At 61.0% G+C, this 1,397-nt stretch carries 1 protein-coding gene and 1 pseudogene; both read right to left on the reverse strand.

Annotated features, from left to right (window positions below):
* Positions 1–1,059, reverse strand: a 1,059-nt coding sequence (cysN, locus tag HUS66_RS17320; protein WP_175072439.1) for a sulfate adenylyltransferase subunit CysN, incomplete at its 3' end; no start/stop codon positions are given.
* 73 nt (positions 1,060–1,132) lie between these two features.
* Positions 1,133–1,397: pseudogene (locus HUS66_RS17325) on the reverse strand (four helix bundle protein); the annotation flags it as partial.

A 1,397-nucleotide genomic window follows, 5' to 3' on the forward strand; every position in this document is an offset into this window, starting at 1 on the left:
GCCGGGTTCGAGCGCCGTCTCGTGCATCCAGACGATGTCGGCCTCGAAGGCGTTGGACATCGGCACCTCGGCATCGGCGGCGACGATCCAGTCGCCGCGAGAGATGTCGATCTCGTCTTCCAGGGTCACGGTAATCGCCTGCCCCGGATAGGCCGCTTCCAGGTCGCCGTCGAAGGTGACTACGCGCTCGATCTTGCTCGTCTTGTTGGAGGGCAGCGCCTTGACGGCCTGACCGGGACGCAGGATGCCGGCGGCAAGGGTGCCGCAGTAGCCGCGGAAGTCGAGGTTCGGGCGATTGACGTACTGCACCGGCAGACGCAGGTCACTGAGGTTCGAGTCGTGGGCGACCTCGACGGTCTCCAGCAGCGAGAGCAGCGGTGTGCCCGGTTCTCCATCAACACGGTACCAAGGCATGTTGTCGCTGCCGTTGACCACATTGTCGCCGGTCAGCGCCGACAGCGGCACGAAGCGGATGTCCGGGGCGTTGAGGTTTTCGGCGAAGGCCCGATACTCGGCGACGATCTCGTTGAAGCGGTCTTCTGAGTAGTCGACCAGGTCCATCTTGTTGACCGCGATCACCAGATGCTGGATGCCCAGCAGGTCGGCGATATAGCTGTGGCGGCGGGTCTGGGTCTGCACGCCGTAACGGGCGTCGATCAGAATCACCGCCAGGCTGGCGGTGGAGGCGCCGGTGGCCATGTTACGGGTGTACTGCTCGTGGCCCGGCGTGTCGGCGATGATGAACTTGCGCCGGTCGGTGGAGAAGAAACGATAGGCCACATCGATGGTGATGCCCTGCTCCCGCTCGGACTGCAGGCCGTCGACCAGCAGCGCCAGGTCGACCTGATCGCCGGTGGTCCCGCTGGTCTTGGAGGCCTGGGTGATGGCGGCCAGCTGATCCTCGTAGATCATCTTGGAGTCGTGCAGCAGCCGCCCGATCAGGGTGGACTTGCCGTCATCGACGCTACCGCAGGTGATGAAGCGCAAGAGATCCTTGTTCTCGTGCTCGTGCAGGTACTGCTCGATGTTATCGGCGATCAATTCCGAAGCATGTGCCATTTTCTATCCCATAGCTTGAAGCTAGAAGCTGGAAGCTGGAAGAAACCCCAACCCCGTTAGCTACTCAGCCGATTCATTCGATGGTGAGCTTGCCGATCAGCCCCGAGAGCATCGCGGCAATCTCCCTTGTTTCCTGTATCCATCGGTTTCCACTGGCTTTATCGATGTAGCCGATATCGATACCGATGTAGATCTGTGTTCTCAGTTCAGCGCATGAGCCCTTGGCGATCAGCAGGAAGTGTCATTTGTCCTTGGCCGTGCCACGCGTCATGCCTTCTGCAATGTTGCTGGGTACCGAAAGCCCTGAGCGAGTGATTTGGTCCTTGAAGCCGAAGTCC

This window comes from Onishia taeanensis, assembly GCF_013349955.1.
Classification (GTDB): Bacteria; Pseudomonadota; Gammaproteobacteria; order Pseudomonadales; family Halomonadaceae; genus Onishia; species Onishia taeanensis_B.